This is a genomic window from Lewinella sp. W8, from assembly GCF_004375085.3.
Taxonomy (GTDB): Bacteria; Bacteroidota; Bacteroidia; order Chitinophagales; family Saprospiraceae; genus Neolewinella.
In genome coordinates this window covers 102,845-116,576 of record NZ_SNAQ03000006.1, presented here as the reverse complement: position 1 = coordinate 116,576, position 13,732 = coordinate 102,845, and the positions used below count along the sequence as shown (strand labels likewise).

At 57.7% G+C, this 13,732-nt stretch carries 10 protein-coding genes; 6 read left to right on the top strand and 4 right to left on the bottom strand.

The features are described 5' to 3' along the window. Positions 1 to 78: 78 nt before the first annotated feature. The 3 genes from E1J53_RS08765 to E1J53_RS08755 form a co-directional block, all read right to left on the bottom strand. On the bottom strand, positions 79 to 819 hold the full coding sequence (locus E1J53_RS08765; protein WP_134272557.1) for a DUF4197 domain-containing protein: 741 nt from the start codon (positions 817 to 819) through the stop codon (positions 79 to 81). Between the two features lie 81 nt (positions 820 to 900). After that, complete coding sequence (locus E1J53_RS08760; RefSeq protein WP_134272556.1) at positions 901 to 1,662, bottom strand: DUF2520 domain-containing protein; 762 nt, start codon at positions 1,660 to 1,662, stop codon at positions 901 to 903. A 66-nt stretch (positions 1,663 to 1,728) separates the two neighbouring features. Continuing rightward, positions 1,729 to 2,265, bottom strand: a complete 537-nt coding sequence (locus E1J53_RS08755) for a hypothetical protein (protein WP_134272555.1) — start codon at positions 2,263 to 2,265, stop codon at positions 1,729 to 1,731. Between the two features lie 561 nt (positions 2,266 to 2,826). Here E1J53_RS08755 and E1J53_RS08750 point away from each other — a divergent pair. From E1J53_RS08750 to mnmH, 5 genes are all read left to right on the top strand, one after another. After that, entirely contained in the window at positions 2,827 to 4,128 is a 1,302-nt protein-coding gene (locus E1J53_RS08750; RefSeq protein ID WP_134272554.1) for a D-arabinono-1,4-lactone oxidase, read from the top strand. Next, a complete protein-coding gene (locus E1J53_RS08745; protein WP_134272553.1) occupies positions 4,106 to 5,305 on the top strand; it encodes an alanine racemase in 1,200 nt (399 codons plus the stop codon). Before E1J53_RS08750 ends, E1J53_RS08745 begins: the two co-directional genes overlap by 23 nt. A 176-nt stretch (positions 5,306 to 5,481) precedes the next feature. Continuing rightward, positions 5,482 to 6,714, top strand: coding sequence for a VCBS repeat-containing protein (locus tag E1J53_RS08740; protein ID WP_173021412.1), 1,233 nt, complete (start codon positions 5,482 to 5,484; stop codon positions 6,712 to 6,714). A 36-nt stretch (positions 6,715 to 6,750) separates the two neighbouring features. After that, positions 6,751 to 7,980 carry a VCBS repeat-containing protein gene (locus tag E1J53_RS08735; protein ID WP_134272551.1) on the top strand — a complete coding sequence of 410 codons (1,230 nt, stop codon included), beginning with the start codon at positions 6,751 to 6,753 and terminating at the stop codon, positions 7,978 to 7,980. Positions 7,981 to 7,997: 17 nt separating this feature from the next. After that, complete coding sequence (mnmH, locus tag E1J53_RS08730) at positions 7,998 to 9,026, top strand: tRNA 2-selenouridine(34) synthase MnmH (RefSeq protein ID WP_134272550.1); 1,029 nt, start codon at positions 7,998 to 8,000, stop codon at positions 9,024 to 9,026. A gap of 405 nt (positions 9,027 to 9,431) precedes the next feature. On the opposite strand, the gene E1J53_RS08725 is transcribed toward mnmH, so the two are convergent. After that, a complete protein-coding gene (locus E1J53_RS08725) occupies positions 9,432 to 11,813 on the bottom strand; it encodes a choice-of-anchor B family protein (RefSeq protein WP_134272549.1) in 2,382 nt (793 codons plus the stop codon). A gap of 482 nt (positions 11,814 to 12,295) precedes the next feature. Here E1J53_RS08725 and E1J53_RS08720 point away from each other — a divergent pair, with 482 nt between their 5' ends. Next, a complete protein-coding gene (locus E1J53_RS08720) occupies positions 12,296 to 13,273 on the top strand; it encodes a nitronate monooxygenase family protein (RefSeq protein WP_134272548.1) in 978 nt (325 codons plus the stop codon). The last annotated feature ends 459 nt before the right edge of the window (positions 13,274 to 13,732 follow it).

The following is a 13,732-nucleotide window of genomic DNA, read 5'->3' as shown; positions in this document are numbered from 1 at the left end:
TTACGGCAATTGGTGTGTTAAGAGAATGTTAAGTCTGCTTAATTAAACTCGATCCAAAATGTCCTCGGAGGCGCGTAGTTACTTGTCCTGGCGGGCAAAGACTTTCCGCAGCAGTTCAGAATTTCGTAGGGCGGGCTGGTCGCGTAATTCCCTTTCTTTTTTCTCCACCAAAGCAAACATTCCTTCTAATGCGCGGGTGGTAACGTATACGTCAAGCTCCGTTTCCACCTTCTTGGAGAAAGGAATTTTATTGTAAGCCGTAGCCGCCTTTTCCCAGATTTCGGTGGCGTTCACTTCGTCCAGGCTGTTTTTGATGACCGGGAGAAAGGCCGCCTGCAGGTTAGGACCGGCCGAAGACTCGAGGTAACGGGTAGCGGCGTCCTTGTCGCCGAGCAGAAGATTCATGGCGTCTTTGATGGTCATGGCCTTGATGGCGTCCACGAAAATGGGGCCAGCTTCGTTCGCGGCCAGTTCGGCGGCGCGGTTGACGCGCTCAATCAGGTCCTGTTCGACGTTGCCCAGCCCGGGAAGCGCACTGGCCCGCTTGACGACCGTCTGGGCCTCCTCCGGAAGTAAAATCTTGTAGGGACTGGCGTAATAACCGTCTTCGGCGGACAAAAATCCTACCGCTTCTTTGATGCCGACGTTCAGGGCTTCCTTCAGACCGTTGCCCACTTCTTCTTCCGAAAGGGGCGCCTGGCCACTCAGCACGGCGTCAGCCTGCTTCTTCAGGCGGCCAAGGGTTTTATCAAATTGCGCGGACGCAGGTGCCGTGAACAACAGTAGGGCCAGGGCGATGAGTAGGTATCGTACTTGCATAGCTTGAATTTCTTGGGGTTTATCTGTTGCAAGAACGCCCCGAAATGGATTTTACCGTATACCCAGGCTGTTAATCTATTCCTATTGTTTTGCGATCAGGTCGCTCAGAAGACGATAAACGGCGGCCAGTTGGGGCTGCTCCTCCAGTTGTTGTAGGTGCCTTTCCATCGTTGCCGTATCGCCGCGGAAGGCCGCTCCCGTCTGCCACCGCTTAGGTGGCCCGGGGGTTTGTCGCTCGGCCGTGGCCCGGATAATGGGTAGCAGGGCCGCAAAGGGAATGTCCTGCTCCTCACAAAGCTGGTAACTCATCTGGTAGAGCGCATTAACGAAGTTGTTGCTGATCGTTGCACACAAATGCAGGGTGCTCCGTTGGGCATCCCCCAGGAAATAGGTCAACTGACTGAGGTCTTCCACCAACCGTTTCAGGGACCCGCGTAAGTCTTCGGTTTCGGCGAAGTATACCAGGGGTGTTTCGGTCCAGGGGTGTACCGTTCCCCCCTTGACCAACGATCGAATGGGCCACAGCACCCCCCGGTGCAGAAAGTGTTCATTGATGCTACCCGCCGGGGTGGCTCCGCTCGTGTGCAAGACGAAGGTCTCCGGTGGGAATACCGTAGCGAGTCGCTCCGAGATCGGGCCGATTGCATCATCCGCTACGGCCAGGATCAGCAAATTCGGGCGTACCTCGTCCAGCTGATCCCATACGATTTGCCGCACTGGCCACAGCTCCCTGGTTTCCCGGGAGCGGGCCCGGAGGACGGTAACCTCCAGCTGACGGTCGCTAAGTTGCGGGGCGAGATGCCAGGCCATGTTGCCCCCGCCCACAAGCAGTACTTCTTTCATTGCCGAAAGATAATCATCTGTCCGGCGGAAGCCGTCGGGGAAGGCCGGTCATCAGATTCCCAGAGACTATCGGTTTCGCTTGACGCTGATCTCCAGGGAGAACTTGCCCTCCAGCACGCCCGTGGCTCCCGCCACGCCGATGGTGACCGGGTAGGGACGGGTGACCGCCCGCAGCTCCACGCTGCGGGTGTGATCCGGATTGGGCCGGCTCCGGGAGGGCCGTTCCTGGTGAAAGTCCGCCTCACAGCTCACGCAGCTATAGAGTTCCGGAGGCAACGCACCGCCGCCGCCGGAATAGGCGTAGAGGCTCATATTATCCGACGGGTCTTCGGGAATTACCCGGATGACCATGGTGGAGTAGGCGGGAATCTCCGTCGTAAACAGTACGTGATTACCCCGAAAGTATTCCACGCGCGGCTCCACAAAGCAGGCATTCTGAGAACTCCACGCCCAACTCAGGTCTTCCATAATGATGCCCTCCTTCAGGTCCATGCTGTAGGTAAGCGTTTGGGCGGATTCCGCCTTAACGGCGTAAACGGGAGGAGACTGTGCGGACATGAGTGCGGAGGTGAACAGGGTGCAAAAAAGGATCAAAATGCGCATGGTACGGAGGCTTGAGTTGTAATGATAAAGGTAATCCGGCGGGAACAACCTCAACCTCCCGGAATTCAGCTATTCAGGGCTCGTCAGGGTATTCGCTGACCTAGGGACGCCGACCCATTAAATATTCCATAAATCGTGTTGATAAGTTCTTGCCACTTCAAACACGATCTCAATCCTTACATATCGCCTTTCGGCGAAAGGCGACACCAGATATTTACCGCTTGGATGAATGATCTCTACTTTAAGGTGATCAAGATTTTCGTAAATCCCACAACCTAAGAGAGTTGGATGAAAACATTCCTGGATTAACTACAGACATCGGAGAGGTATAATTCTACGCCATCCCAAAAATTTCCTGCCGCAACTGAAAAATTCAAGGATCTGATGGACAAATGATTAACTCAGGGAACAACCTAATCCTGAATCCTTAATCCTGGAGCCTAAATCCTAAATCCTGAATCCTAACTCCTGACCACCCTGCACCTGCGCTCCGCGCCCTTATGCTCGGTTGAAGCTCCACACCTTAGCGCCTCACCCTCCAATTGTACTATATTTCCGGGGATGAAAAACTGGTCAAGTCTGCAACAATGGACGCCCACAAAAATTGCTTATCCCGGTTCGGAGGAAGCAATCGTGCGGTTGGTCCGGGATGCCCGGGAGCAAAAGATGGCCGTTCGCACCATTGGCAGCGGACATTCCTTCACCGCCCTTTGCGTCACCGAAGAAATCCTGGTGAGCCTCGATAAATATCAGGGGGTAATCGCCGTGGATAAGGAGAATATGGAGGTCTCGGTGCGGTCGGGAACCAAGCTATTCCATCTGTCTCAGTTACTCCACCAGCACGGCCTGGCGCTGGAAAACCTGGGCGATATTGACGTGCAGAGTATTGCCGGAGCGGTCAGTACGGGTACCCACGGAACGGGCACGGCCTTTGGCAACCTGAGCACCCAGGTCACCGCCCTGCGGTTCGTGGACGGCAACGGAAATGTGGTCAGTTGCTCCGTCCGGGAAAACCCGGAGCTGCTGCGGGCGGCCCGCCTGAGCCTGGGCGCGTTGGGCATCATCACTGAATTGACCCTCCGGGTCGTGCCCTCCTATAAGTTGTCGCTTCAGGTGGAGAAGGCCCGACTGGATGACGTGCTGGAAAAGCTCGAGGAATACGAAGGGGGGTGCCGCAATTTCGAATTTTACTGGTTCCCCAATACCCCCTTCGTCATGACGAAGGAACTACGGGAAACCGGGGAAGCCGTAACCCGTAATTCGGTGTTCACCTATGCCCGAGAAATGATGCTAGAGAACTACGCCTTTCTGGCCGTATGTGAGTTGGGGTACCGATTCCCCTCCTGGAACCGCAAGCTGTCGGCCTTCGCGGCCTCCACTACGGGGTCGTCACGAAAGGTGGATTGGAGTCATCGCGTCTTTTCCACTCCCCGTCTGGTGCGCTTCAACGAAATGGAATACAGTGTGCCCATGGAGGCGTACCGCTCCGTCATGGAGGCCCTGACCCGTTGGGTCAACAAGTACAATTACGACGTTCTCTTCCCCCTGGAAAATCGCTTCGTGCGGGCGGACGACAACTACCTAAGCCCGGCCTACGGCCGGAATTCCGCCTACGTCGCCGCCCACGTCTACCACAAGAAGCCCCACCAGGACTACTTCCGTGAACTGGAAGCCATCTTCCGGGACCACGACGGCCGCCCCCACTGGGGTAAATTGCATACCCTCGACTATCCGGCCCTCCACGATGCCTATCCCGAATTTGATCGCTTTTGTTCGCTGAGGCAATTGCACGATCCCCGGGGTATGTTCCTGTCTCCCTACCTCCGAAGCCTGTTCCAAAATGTCCGCCAAGTACACCCCTGATTACCACTACTACCGCGATCGTCTGCGGGGCCAGGCTTACCCCTACGCCTGCCTGGACGCGAGGCTGCTGCGACAAAACATCCGCACGCACCTCCAACGATCGGGGACAAAATTCATTCGACTGGCCTCTAAATCCATCCGCTCCGTGGCGGTCATGGAAATGATTATGACCACGGACGAGAAATTCATCGGGATCATGGCCTACCACGGCGCCGAAGCCATCGCCCTCCACGAGGCGGGGTTTCGTGACATCCTGGTGGGGTATCCCGTGGCCGATCCAGGGCTCCTGCGAAAAATCGGGGAGGCCATCCGGGGAGGCGCACAAATCTGCCTGATGGTCGACCTCCCGGAACACCTGGAGATGCTGGAGGCCGTGGGGAAGGATTTGGGCATCAGCTTTCCCGTTTGCCTGGACTTGGACTGCTCCTCGGTCTATCCGGGGCTTCACTTCGGGGTGCACCGATCCTCGGTAAAGGGCGTGGAAGGTGTCCGAAGGTTTCTGGAGCAGTTACGGTCCTACCGGCATCTGAAACTCGAAGGGCTCATGGGCTACGAAGCCCAGATTGCCGGAGTCGGGGACACCGATACTGGTTTTTGGCTCAAGGATAAAGTGGTGCAGTGGCTGAAAAGCCGATCGGTTGCCGAAATCGCCGACCGGAGACAACAAACGGTGGAACTGATGGAGGCGATGGGCTTTTCCCTCCGTTTCGTTAATGCCGGCGGCACCGGAAGCATGGAGAGTAGTCGGGAGGAACCCTGGATCACGGAAATTACCGTGGGCTCCGGCTTTTACCAGTCGCACCTGTTTGACCATTATCGGCAGTACCGGGCGCATCCGGCCCTGTTTTATGCGGTCCCCGTCGTTCGCCGTCCCCGTCCGGATACGGTGGTGGCGCACGGCGGAGGATTCGTCGCCTCCGGCGCCACGGGAAAGGAGAAAGCACCGCAGGTTTACCTTCCTGAAGGGGGTAGACTGGTGGCCAACGAAGGGGTGGGGGAAGTGCAGACCCCAATAATCTTTAGTCAGGGGCCACTCCCGGCGCTGAACGATCCGATCTTTTTCCGCCACGCCAAGGCGGGAGAACTGTGCGAACGATTCAACGAAATCCTTTTGTTGGAACCGGATTCTATAAGGTCCTTAAAAACCTACCGCGGAATGGGCTGGTCCTTTGGATAACTTTCCCGTAAGCACCAATTCAGGATCGTCAATGGAATTGGACGTCCTTATTACCCGAGCCGATGAAAATGATTGTCGAAATCCGATAATCCTTTTTGGCGCATTACCTTACGATAACCGGTGATGCGACAATGAACGGCCGCGCTCCAGTTTTTTCATTAACCGAACGCTCCCTTATGAGATTCCCCCTCTTTCTGTCTCTGCTCCTTTTGATCCTACTCATGGCCTGTGGGTCAGAACCCGATGCTGCCGTCACGGAAGGGGAGGAAACCATGACGGAAGCCCTGAACTCCATGGAATTCAGCGCCCACCGGGTAGTGGATTCGGCCACCTGGTGGTGGGCCCTGACGATTGCCGACGTCAATAACGATAAGATCCAGGACATCGTCTACATCCACAACAACGCCCAGGGGGGCTACCTGGCCTACCGGGCGGGTAAGCAGGCACCGGGCATCTGGGAGGAAACCATCGTGGCCGAAGCACCGCCCAGCGGCGGCACCTTTGCGGCCGGCGATCTGGAGGCCGGCGACATGGACGGCGACGGGGATATTGATATCCTGGGCGTGAAGCATACCGGGGAGTGGGACGACGCCGGCGAAAGTGCCGAAGTCTACTGGTACGAAAACCCCAGTTGGGAGCCTCACCTCATCGGAATGGCCAAAGATGCCGTCAAGGACCTGTCCATCGGAGATTTTGACGGCGACGGTCTGGCGGACCTCGCCGTGCTCACCTTCGACGAAGAAAACCTGCGGATTCATCACCAACGGGCGGATGGCAGCTTCAAGATGGTGGCGGACATCACCCAAAAAGGACTCCACGAAGGCATGGACATCGGCGACGTGGACGGCGATGGCGACAACGACATCGTGGCCAACGGATTCATCTTCGCCAACCCGGGAGGCGATCTTACGGGAGAATGGACCATGAGCCTGGTGGACGCCAAGTGGAACAACCAGGAAGGCGACTGGAGTGCCAACGGGACGAAGCATTTTTTGGCGGATCTGAACGATGACGGTACGCCCGAAATTTTCATTACCCACAGCGAACGGGCGGGCTACCCGCTGAGTTACTACACCCGCCAGGCGGACGGCTCCTACGTCGAAACGGTTATCCTGAAAGAAATTCCGGCCGCCCACACCCTTCAGGTTTTTGACATGGACCTCGACGGTGACCTGGACGTAGTGACCGGCATCAACTACGCCCGGGCGGTGAACCTGGACGTGGACCACTTTGAAGTGATGATCATGGTCAACGAGGGCGATGGCAACTGGACCCAGAAGGTCATTGAAGAAGAAGGCATCTACAACGGCCGGGTGGCAGATTTCGAGGGGGATGGCGACTACGACATCTTTCGCTATCCCAACCACGAGGCGAAGGAGTTATTCCTTCTGGTTAACCAAACGAAATAGGCTCCGACGTACTTAACGATCACCACCAAAAATGCTATGATTAACTACGCTCGTTTCCGGGAATGCCTGCTTTTTTTGGCGGTCGCAGGTGCCATGACCTTACCGTGGGGCTGTGAATCCGGGAATACACCCCAAAATCCAGACCCCGAAATTCCTGCGGATACCCTCCTCACTGATGCCTGGACCTACATTGAGGTGGATTCAACCAAGGACATGTGGGGCACCTTTGACGACCCCGACTGGCTTCGCTACTTCGGCCTGGCGGTGGCGGATCTTGACGGAGATGGATATCAGGACGTGGTCAGTGGCCGCAACGTTTATTTCAATCCCGGAGCCGGCATGACCGGCAACTGGCAGAAGGTGGACCTGGGCCAGAACGTAGACGCCAACCTGGTCTATGTAGACGGAGAGACACAATACGTCCTGGCCGAGGCACTTCCTGATGTGCTGCGGTTTCCGGTGTTGGCCAACCGCACTTTCGGTCCCGGAGAAGTCATGGCGGCCGTGCCCCCGACGGGGCACCACAACGGACAGGGCTACCGGATGGCCGACGTCCTATCAGGGAACGGTGTGGACGAAATTCTCTACGCCAGTCAGGGAGGCATTTACCAGCTGGTACCGGACGGCCCGGCTCCCTGGGAAGCTACCCTACTGACGCCCGACGCCAGCGACGAAGGTTTCGCCGTTGGGGACATGGACGGCGACGGCGACCTTGATCTGGTCAGTGGCTACCGGGTGCCGGGTAGGGATGCCGAAGTGCCCACGGTGGTGGTCTGGTGGGAAAATCCCGGAGACGGCACCGCCCCCTGGGCGGCCCATCCGGTGGGCCATACCCAGTTCGCTACCGACCGGGTGGAGGCCGGCGACCTGAACGGTGACGGCCGCACCGACGTGGTGGTGGCCGAAGAACGCTATCCCGGCCTGGAACCGGATGCGACCCTATGGGCCTACCTGCGGGTGGATACGGGCTTTGTCCGCCGGGCCATCGTCACCCAGTTCAGCATGAATAACCTGGATGTGGCCGACTTCGATCAGGACGGCGACCTTGACCTCGTAACCGGTGAGCACAAGGGGGAGGCGCTGACCACCCAACTTTGGCTGAACGACGGGAAGGCCAACTTCCGGATGAAGGAGGTCGATCGCGGCAAGGAATCCCACCTGGGTACCCAGGCCTATGACCTGGACAACGACGGCGACCTCGACCTGGTCAGCATCGGCTGGGACCAGCACCGCTTTGTCCACGTCTGGAGAAATGATGCCCGGTAGCCGTAACTTGCGGCGCGATGCAAAACGTCACCCCCGAACAGTTTTTTGGTAGACCCGAATTTGCCGACTACGCCCTGCTGGACGTACGATCACCGGCGGAGTATCGGGAAGGCTGCCTGCCGGGAGCACGGTCGCTGCCCTTGTTCTCCGACGAAGAACGGGCCCGCGTCGGTACCCTCTACAAGCAGGACAGCCCCGATGCCGCCCTTCTGACCGGCCTGGAAATTGTCGGACCCAAAATGCGACCACTCGTGGAGCGCGCCCGAGCCTTTTCCCCGAACGGAAAGATCGTGGTGCACTGCTGGCGGGGAGGTCAGCGGAGTGGAAGCGTCGGCTGGCTTCTGGAGCAGGCGGGGATGCAGGTGCTACGCCTCAGCGGAGGGTACAAGGCCGCCCGCAAATACCTGCGCAGTTGGCTGGCCCAAGATCACCACACCTTTCGGGTGCTGAGCGGCCCCACCGGATCTGGGAAAACGGAAGTCCTCACGGCCTTGAAGCAACTCGGGCAGCACATTGTTGACCTCGAAGGGCTGGCCAACCACAAGGGGTCCTCTTTCGGGGCTCTGGGGGAGGCCCCGCAACCCACTACGGAGGCCTTCGAGAATATGCTTTTCGGTCGGTTGCTGGAAATTCCGCGGGGTGCGGTGGTGTGGCTGGAAGACGAGAGCCGCATGATCGGCACGGTCTACCAACCGGATGAGTTTTACGATCGCCTCACGGCTGCCCCCGTTTACACCATCGAGCAACCCCGGTCCTGGCGAATTGAGCGGTTGGTCAGTCAGTATGCCAAATACCCCATGACGGATCTGGTATCGGCCTTCACCCGATTACGAAAAAAACTTGGCGGGCAGCACCTGAAGGCTGCCCTGGAGGCACTAGACCAGCAGGATTACGCCACCGCCGCCGAAATCGCTTTGGTGTATTACGACAAGGCCTACCAATATTATGGTGAGCGTCGTGGGGCGAAGGTGGTTGCCGTCATTGACGCTCCCGCTCCCGATCCGGTACGGATCGCCCAGGCTATTTTGAAGTTAGGCCGAGGTTGAGGGTAATAACTGTACGTTGCTGGGTCTCAGGGAAACGCACCCCAAACCGGTTGAGACGTTCCTGAAACCAGACATCTTCCCGGAAAAGATTGCTCAACATAACCGATTGGCAGGCGCTTGCCGTTCGTGAGGTTTCATCAGCGATTCCTGCGGAATCGCGGCGGTTCAGCGGGGCGTACAGTAGCGGCAGATAATTATCTGCCGCTACAAGAACATTCAAGGTTTGATTGCCAATTGGTTAATTCACGGAACACTTTACTATTCGTAATACCGCGATTCGTCAGACAAGCTTTATATTGACTACGTCAGAAATAAAGAATTTGTCGGACGACCGCAAACGGAAAGAGAAGGCAAGCACTTTAGGCTTTCTACTTTATATCGAGCAACCAGCAACCAGCAACCAGCCTACTGCTTCACCACTTTCCCCACCCACAAGCGGCGGTTGCCGTCGAGGATTTCCGCGAAGTACAATCCGGCGGGCAGGTCCAGGCCTACTTCCAGGCTTCCGTTCTTTCCGGACAGCTCCCGCTCCTGAACGATCTGCCCGGAGACGTTGGTCAGCCGCAGGGTGCTTTCCGCCGTTGAGAAGGGGAGATCGTATTGCAGGGAAAAGGCTCCCGGACTGGGGTTCGGGAATACCGCAACCGCAACCTCCGGTGCGAACACCGCTTCGGTACTGACCGGAATCACGGAGCCGTTAACGGCAAAATTGTCAAATCCGGCCTCCACCAGGTGGCCTTCACCGGTATCCCCGGCGATGACGATGAGTTGCATGGTGGCGGTAGGCTCCAGGTAGTCGCTCACTACGAAGGTGTCGGCCGCCCATTCCGTACTCCACTCGGTGTAGAACGCCAATTCCGCCCGGTCGGTGCCGTTATCCAGTAACACGCGCATGGTGTCGTCCAGGGGAGGAGTACCGCCGGCAACGGCAAACCAGTATTGGTAAGAGATGCTCGGCTCGCGTACTCGGGTGAGGTCGAACAGGGGAGACGTCAGGGTCACGGTACCGCCGTCAATGTCATCCGTACTGGCGTCCGCCGCACCGTTTCCGGTGAGGTAAGCCTGGCGTCCGAAATCTCTGGGGGCGTCGACGCCGGGTTGGAAGGCACGCGAATCGAAGGAGGTTCCAACGGGAACGCCCCGCTCCCAGAGGCCGGTTCTGGCCGTAGCCGTCTCCGTCCACCCCTCATCGGTGACGAAGTCGTCCATGTATCCCCGACTGAGGCGATACACCTGATTGCCCAGTGCGGAGGGAGCGGCATTTTCCACGCCGATGGTACGGTAGCCCCATTCGGTGATGAACAGTTCGTAGTCTCCCTCGAATACGTTGTTAATTGCGGCTTGTCCTTCCTCATTGGTCAGCACGTCATAGCGCTCTTCCTCATTGAAGTATAGGAGGTTGGCGTTGGGAATGGGCTCCCCCGTTTCGTCGTCCACCACGGTTACGTTGACGTTAAAGCGGGGAACTGTCGTTTGCAAGCTGGTATCGAGGGTGGTGGTCATGCCGTTGGTCAGGTCCACGCTGACGGTGAGGGGGAGGTAGTTATCGGCGGTGAAGATGACGTCATAAGTTCCTCCCTCGGCCAGTCCGGTTTTGTACCGACCCAGCGGGTCGGTGGCACCCGTATTGAGTTGGCTGGCCTGGATGTCTACCTGCACGTTGTTTAGCGGCGTCCGTAGGTCGCGGTCGATGATGGTGCCCGCCAGACGGGCCGCCCGCTGGTACACGGCATCCAGTACGTAAAGTCCCGTCTGACGATCCGATCCTAGCACCAGTCCACTGGGCAGAAAGGGGTAAGCGCCCCAGCACCCATTGAAATCACCGTCGGGTCCGTCCCAGGTGTCGTACTGCCCCACTTCGATCAAATTATCGGGCTCACTGGCGTCCACGATGATCACCCCGTCGGTGTAGTAGCTGATGACGAGGTACTCGTCGAGAACGTGCACGTTGTGGGGAATCACGCCCCGGTTGAGGGTCGCCAGGGGACGGTATTCGTCGATCAGCTTGATGTCGCTGGGGTCGGAAATATCGTAGGCCGCCACGGGGGCGTTGGGCTCTTCGTCGGTCGTGAAGACCGACAGGCCGTCAGCGGTGGTCCAGGCGTTGTGCGTAAAGGTAAACGGCGTCAGGGTCGTACCGGCTTCGGTGATATTGTCCAGGTCACTAATGTTGTAAATGGCCAGTTCCCCATCATAAATCTCGGAGCAGTACATGAAGCTGTCCTGCACGAAAACGTCGTGGGAGTAGGTTTCGGGGCCGACACCGATCAGCGGCGGCTGGGCGGGATTGGCCACGAGATCAAAAATCAGGATGCCCCCGTCGTTCAGGTTGCGGTCGCCACCGGATACGAAAGCCCGGCCACTGGGCACGTCGATGTAGATGTTGTGCGCCCGCACGAAGGTGCGGTTGAAGCCGGGAACGTCGTACTGGTTGTGGGTGAAGGACACAGAATCGGGGAGTGCGGAAAGGTCGATGACCGTAAGGCCCTCATCGCCGCGGTCGGCGACCACGTAGGCGTATTCACCGAAGGTCTTCATGTCCCGCCAGGGGGAAAAGTCACCCGGAATGCGATCAACTTCCACGGGATTATCGGGGTCGGCGAGGCTCACGAAGGAGACGCCGGTTTCCAGGCCGACGATGGCGTATTCGGTGCCGTCGGGAGCAACGTAACCCCAGATATCATTGACTCCGGTATTGTACGGAAGATTCGAGCGGAGGGTTGTGTTGAACTGAGCGTTGACGGTAAAGGAGGCACAGAGGGCCAGTAGAAAAAGAGTATTTCGCATTCCTGATTTTTAAAAAGCGCAGCAAAGATATAAACGTCCCATTCCCGGCATAGGATAAATGACGGAGATCATTGCTTGGACGCCGGGCGGACATATGAACGATCCTAAACTGTCCTATTTGACCCGGAGGTTGGCCGGACGACAATTCGCTCCGCCTCGCATCATCCACCTGACACCCCGGCTGAGTACGAGGATTCTATTGCACCTGCGGTGATCGCCCAAATTTTAAACAGGTACAGAAGTTATTTTGGCGGGGTGTTGGTCTACTTCCTCTGGATTAAGGATGCTCAGCATCAGGCGACAAGGCGCAGGTGCCGGGCGAATACCGGAGCTGGCCGTGAAGGGGAAACAGACCGAAATGGTATGCCATAATCGGGGAGAGGGAAGGAGCTGAGGCGACAAGCTTTAAACCGCCGATTTCCGCCATTTATCCCTTACATTCGCAGCACCTGCTCCTCAGCAATTACCCAAAAGTTGATCGTATGAAATCCCGTCAGGAAATCCTGGACAGCCTGCACCTTTCCCTGCCCATTGTGGCGGCCCCCATGTTCATCGTTTCCCAGCAGCAGTTGGTACTGGAATGTTGCAAGAATGGTATTCTGGGGACCTTTCCCGCCCTCAACAACCGGACCACCGAGGGCTTCGAATCCTGGCTGGTGGAGATTAAGCAGGAACTGGCCGCCGAGTCCGAACGCCGGGGTAAGCCGATGCCCGCCTACGGGGTAAACCTGATTGTGCACAAGACCAATCCCCGGGTGCAGGCGGACCTCGAAGTCATCGTCCGCCAGCAAGTACCCGTCATCATCACTTCTCTCGGTGCGGTCAGGGAAGTCGTCGATGCCGTGCACAGCTACGGCGGACTCGTCTTTCACGACGTCACCAACACCTACCACGCCCAGAAGGCCATTGACGCGGGGGTTGACGGCCTCATCCTGGTGTCCGCCGGGGCCGGCGGACACGCCGGCACCCTGAACCCCATGCCCTTCGTGCGGGAGATCCGGTCCATGTTTGACGGTGTAATCCTGCTCTCTGGCGCCATGAGCACCGGACAGGACGTGGCCAGTGCCCTCCAGATGGGCGCGGACCTGGCCTACATGGGCACCCGCTTCATCAGCACCAAAGAAGCGATTGCCGACGAGGGCTACAAGCAGATGATCATCGATTCCGGTACCCGCGAAATCGTCTACACGGCTTCCGTCTCCGGCATTCCGGCCAACTGGCTGGTGGGCAGCCTCGAAGCCGCCGGCATCACCAAAGAACAGTGGGACCAGAAAGGAAAAGCGGACTTCGGCGCCGAACACGAAGCCAAGGCCTGGAAGAACCTCTGGAGCGCCGGCCACGGCGTGGCCACCATCCACGATAACCCTCCCGTCGCCACACTCATCGCCCGCCTCGGCGCCGAAATGCGCGCCGCGATGGCCGAGCAGGCGGATAGGTTGGAGATTTGGCATGGGGAGTGAGGGGTTCCAGAAAGGGATGGTTGGGGTCGCCTTTTCCCGTCCATTCGGCCGGGCAAGCCTGAGAGGTGACCATTGCATTGAATTGGGAGAAATTGTACAAGATCAATCGGGCAGATACGCTCACTCCGTCCCTCATATGTTTGCCAAGTAAGTTAAACTGATCAACTTTGACGGAAGCAGATCAGGCCAGTCAGGTAACTTCAGTCGTTCCCTTGCACGATAGCTCGCTACTTGATCCCTTCGGTCGCTCGTTCCTCTGTTTTCCACTCGCGCGGACTTGCTGCCGTTGACAGATTGTGTTCACCACGTCCCTCTCCAGCGACGTCAGGAGCGGTACGGAGAGGGACTTTTGGGAGAGGTGAAAATCTTCCATAGGCATATAATTCACGATTTTTTCTTATTTGCCTCAGAAATTGCTTGGCGACAATTCTAGGAAGTCGGCGAGCCGGAAACTTGATT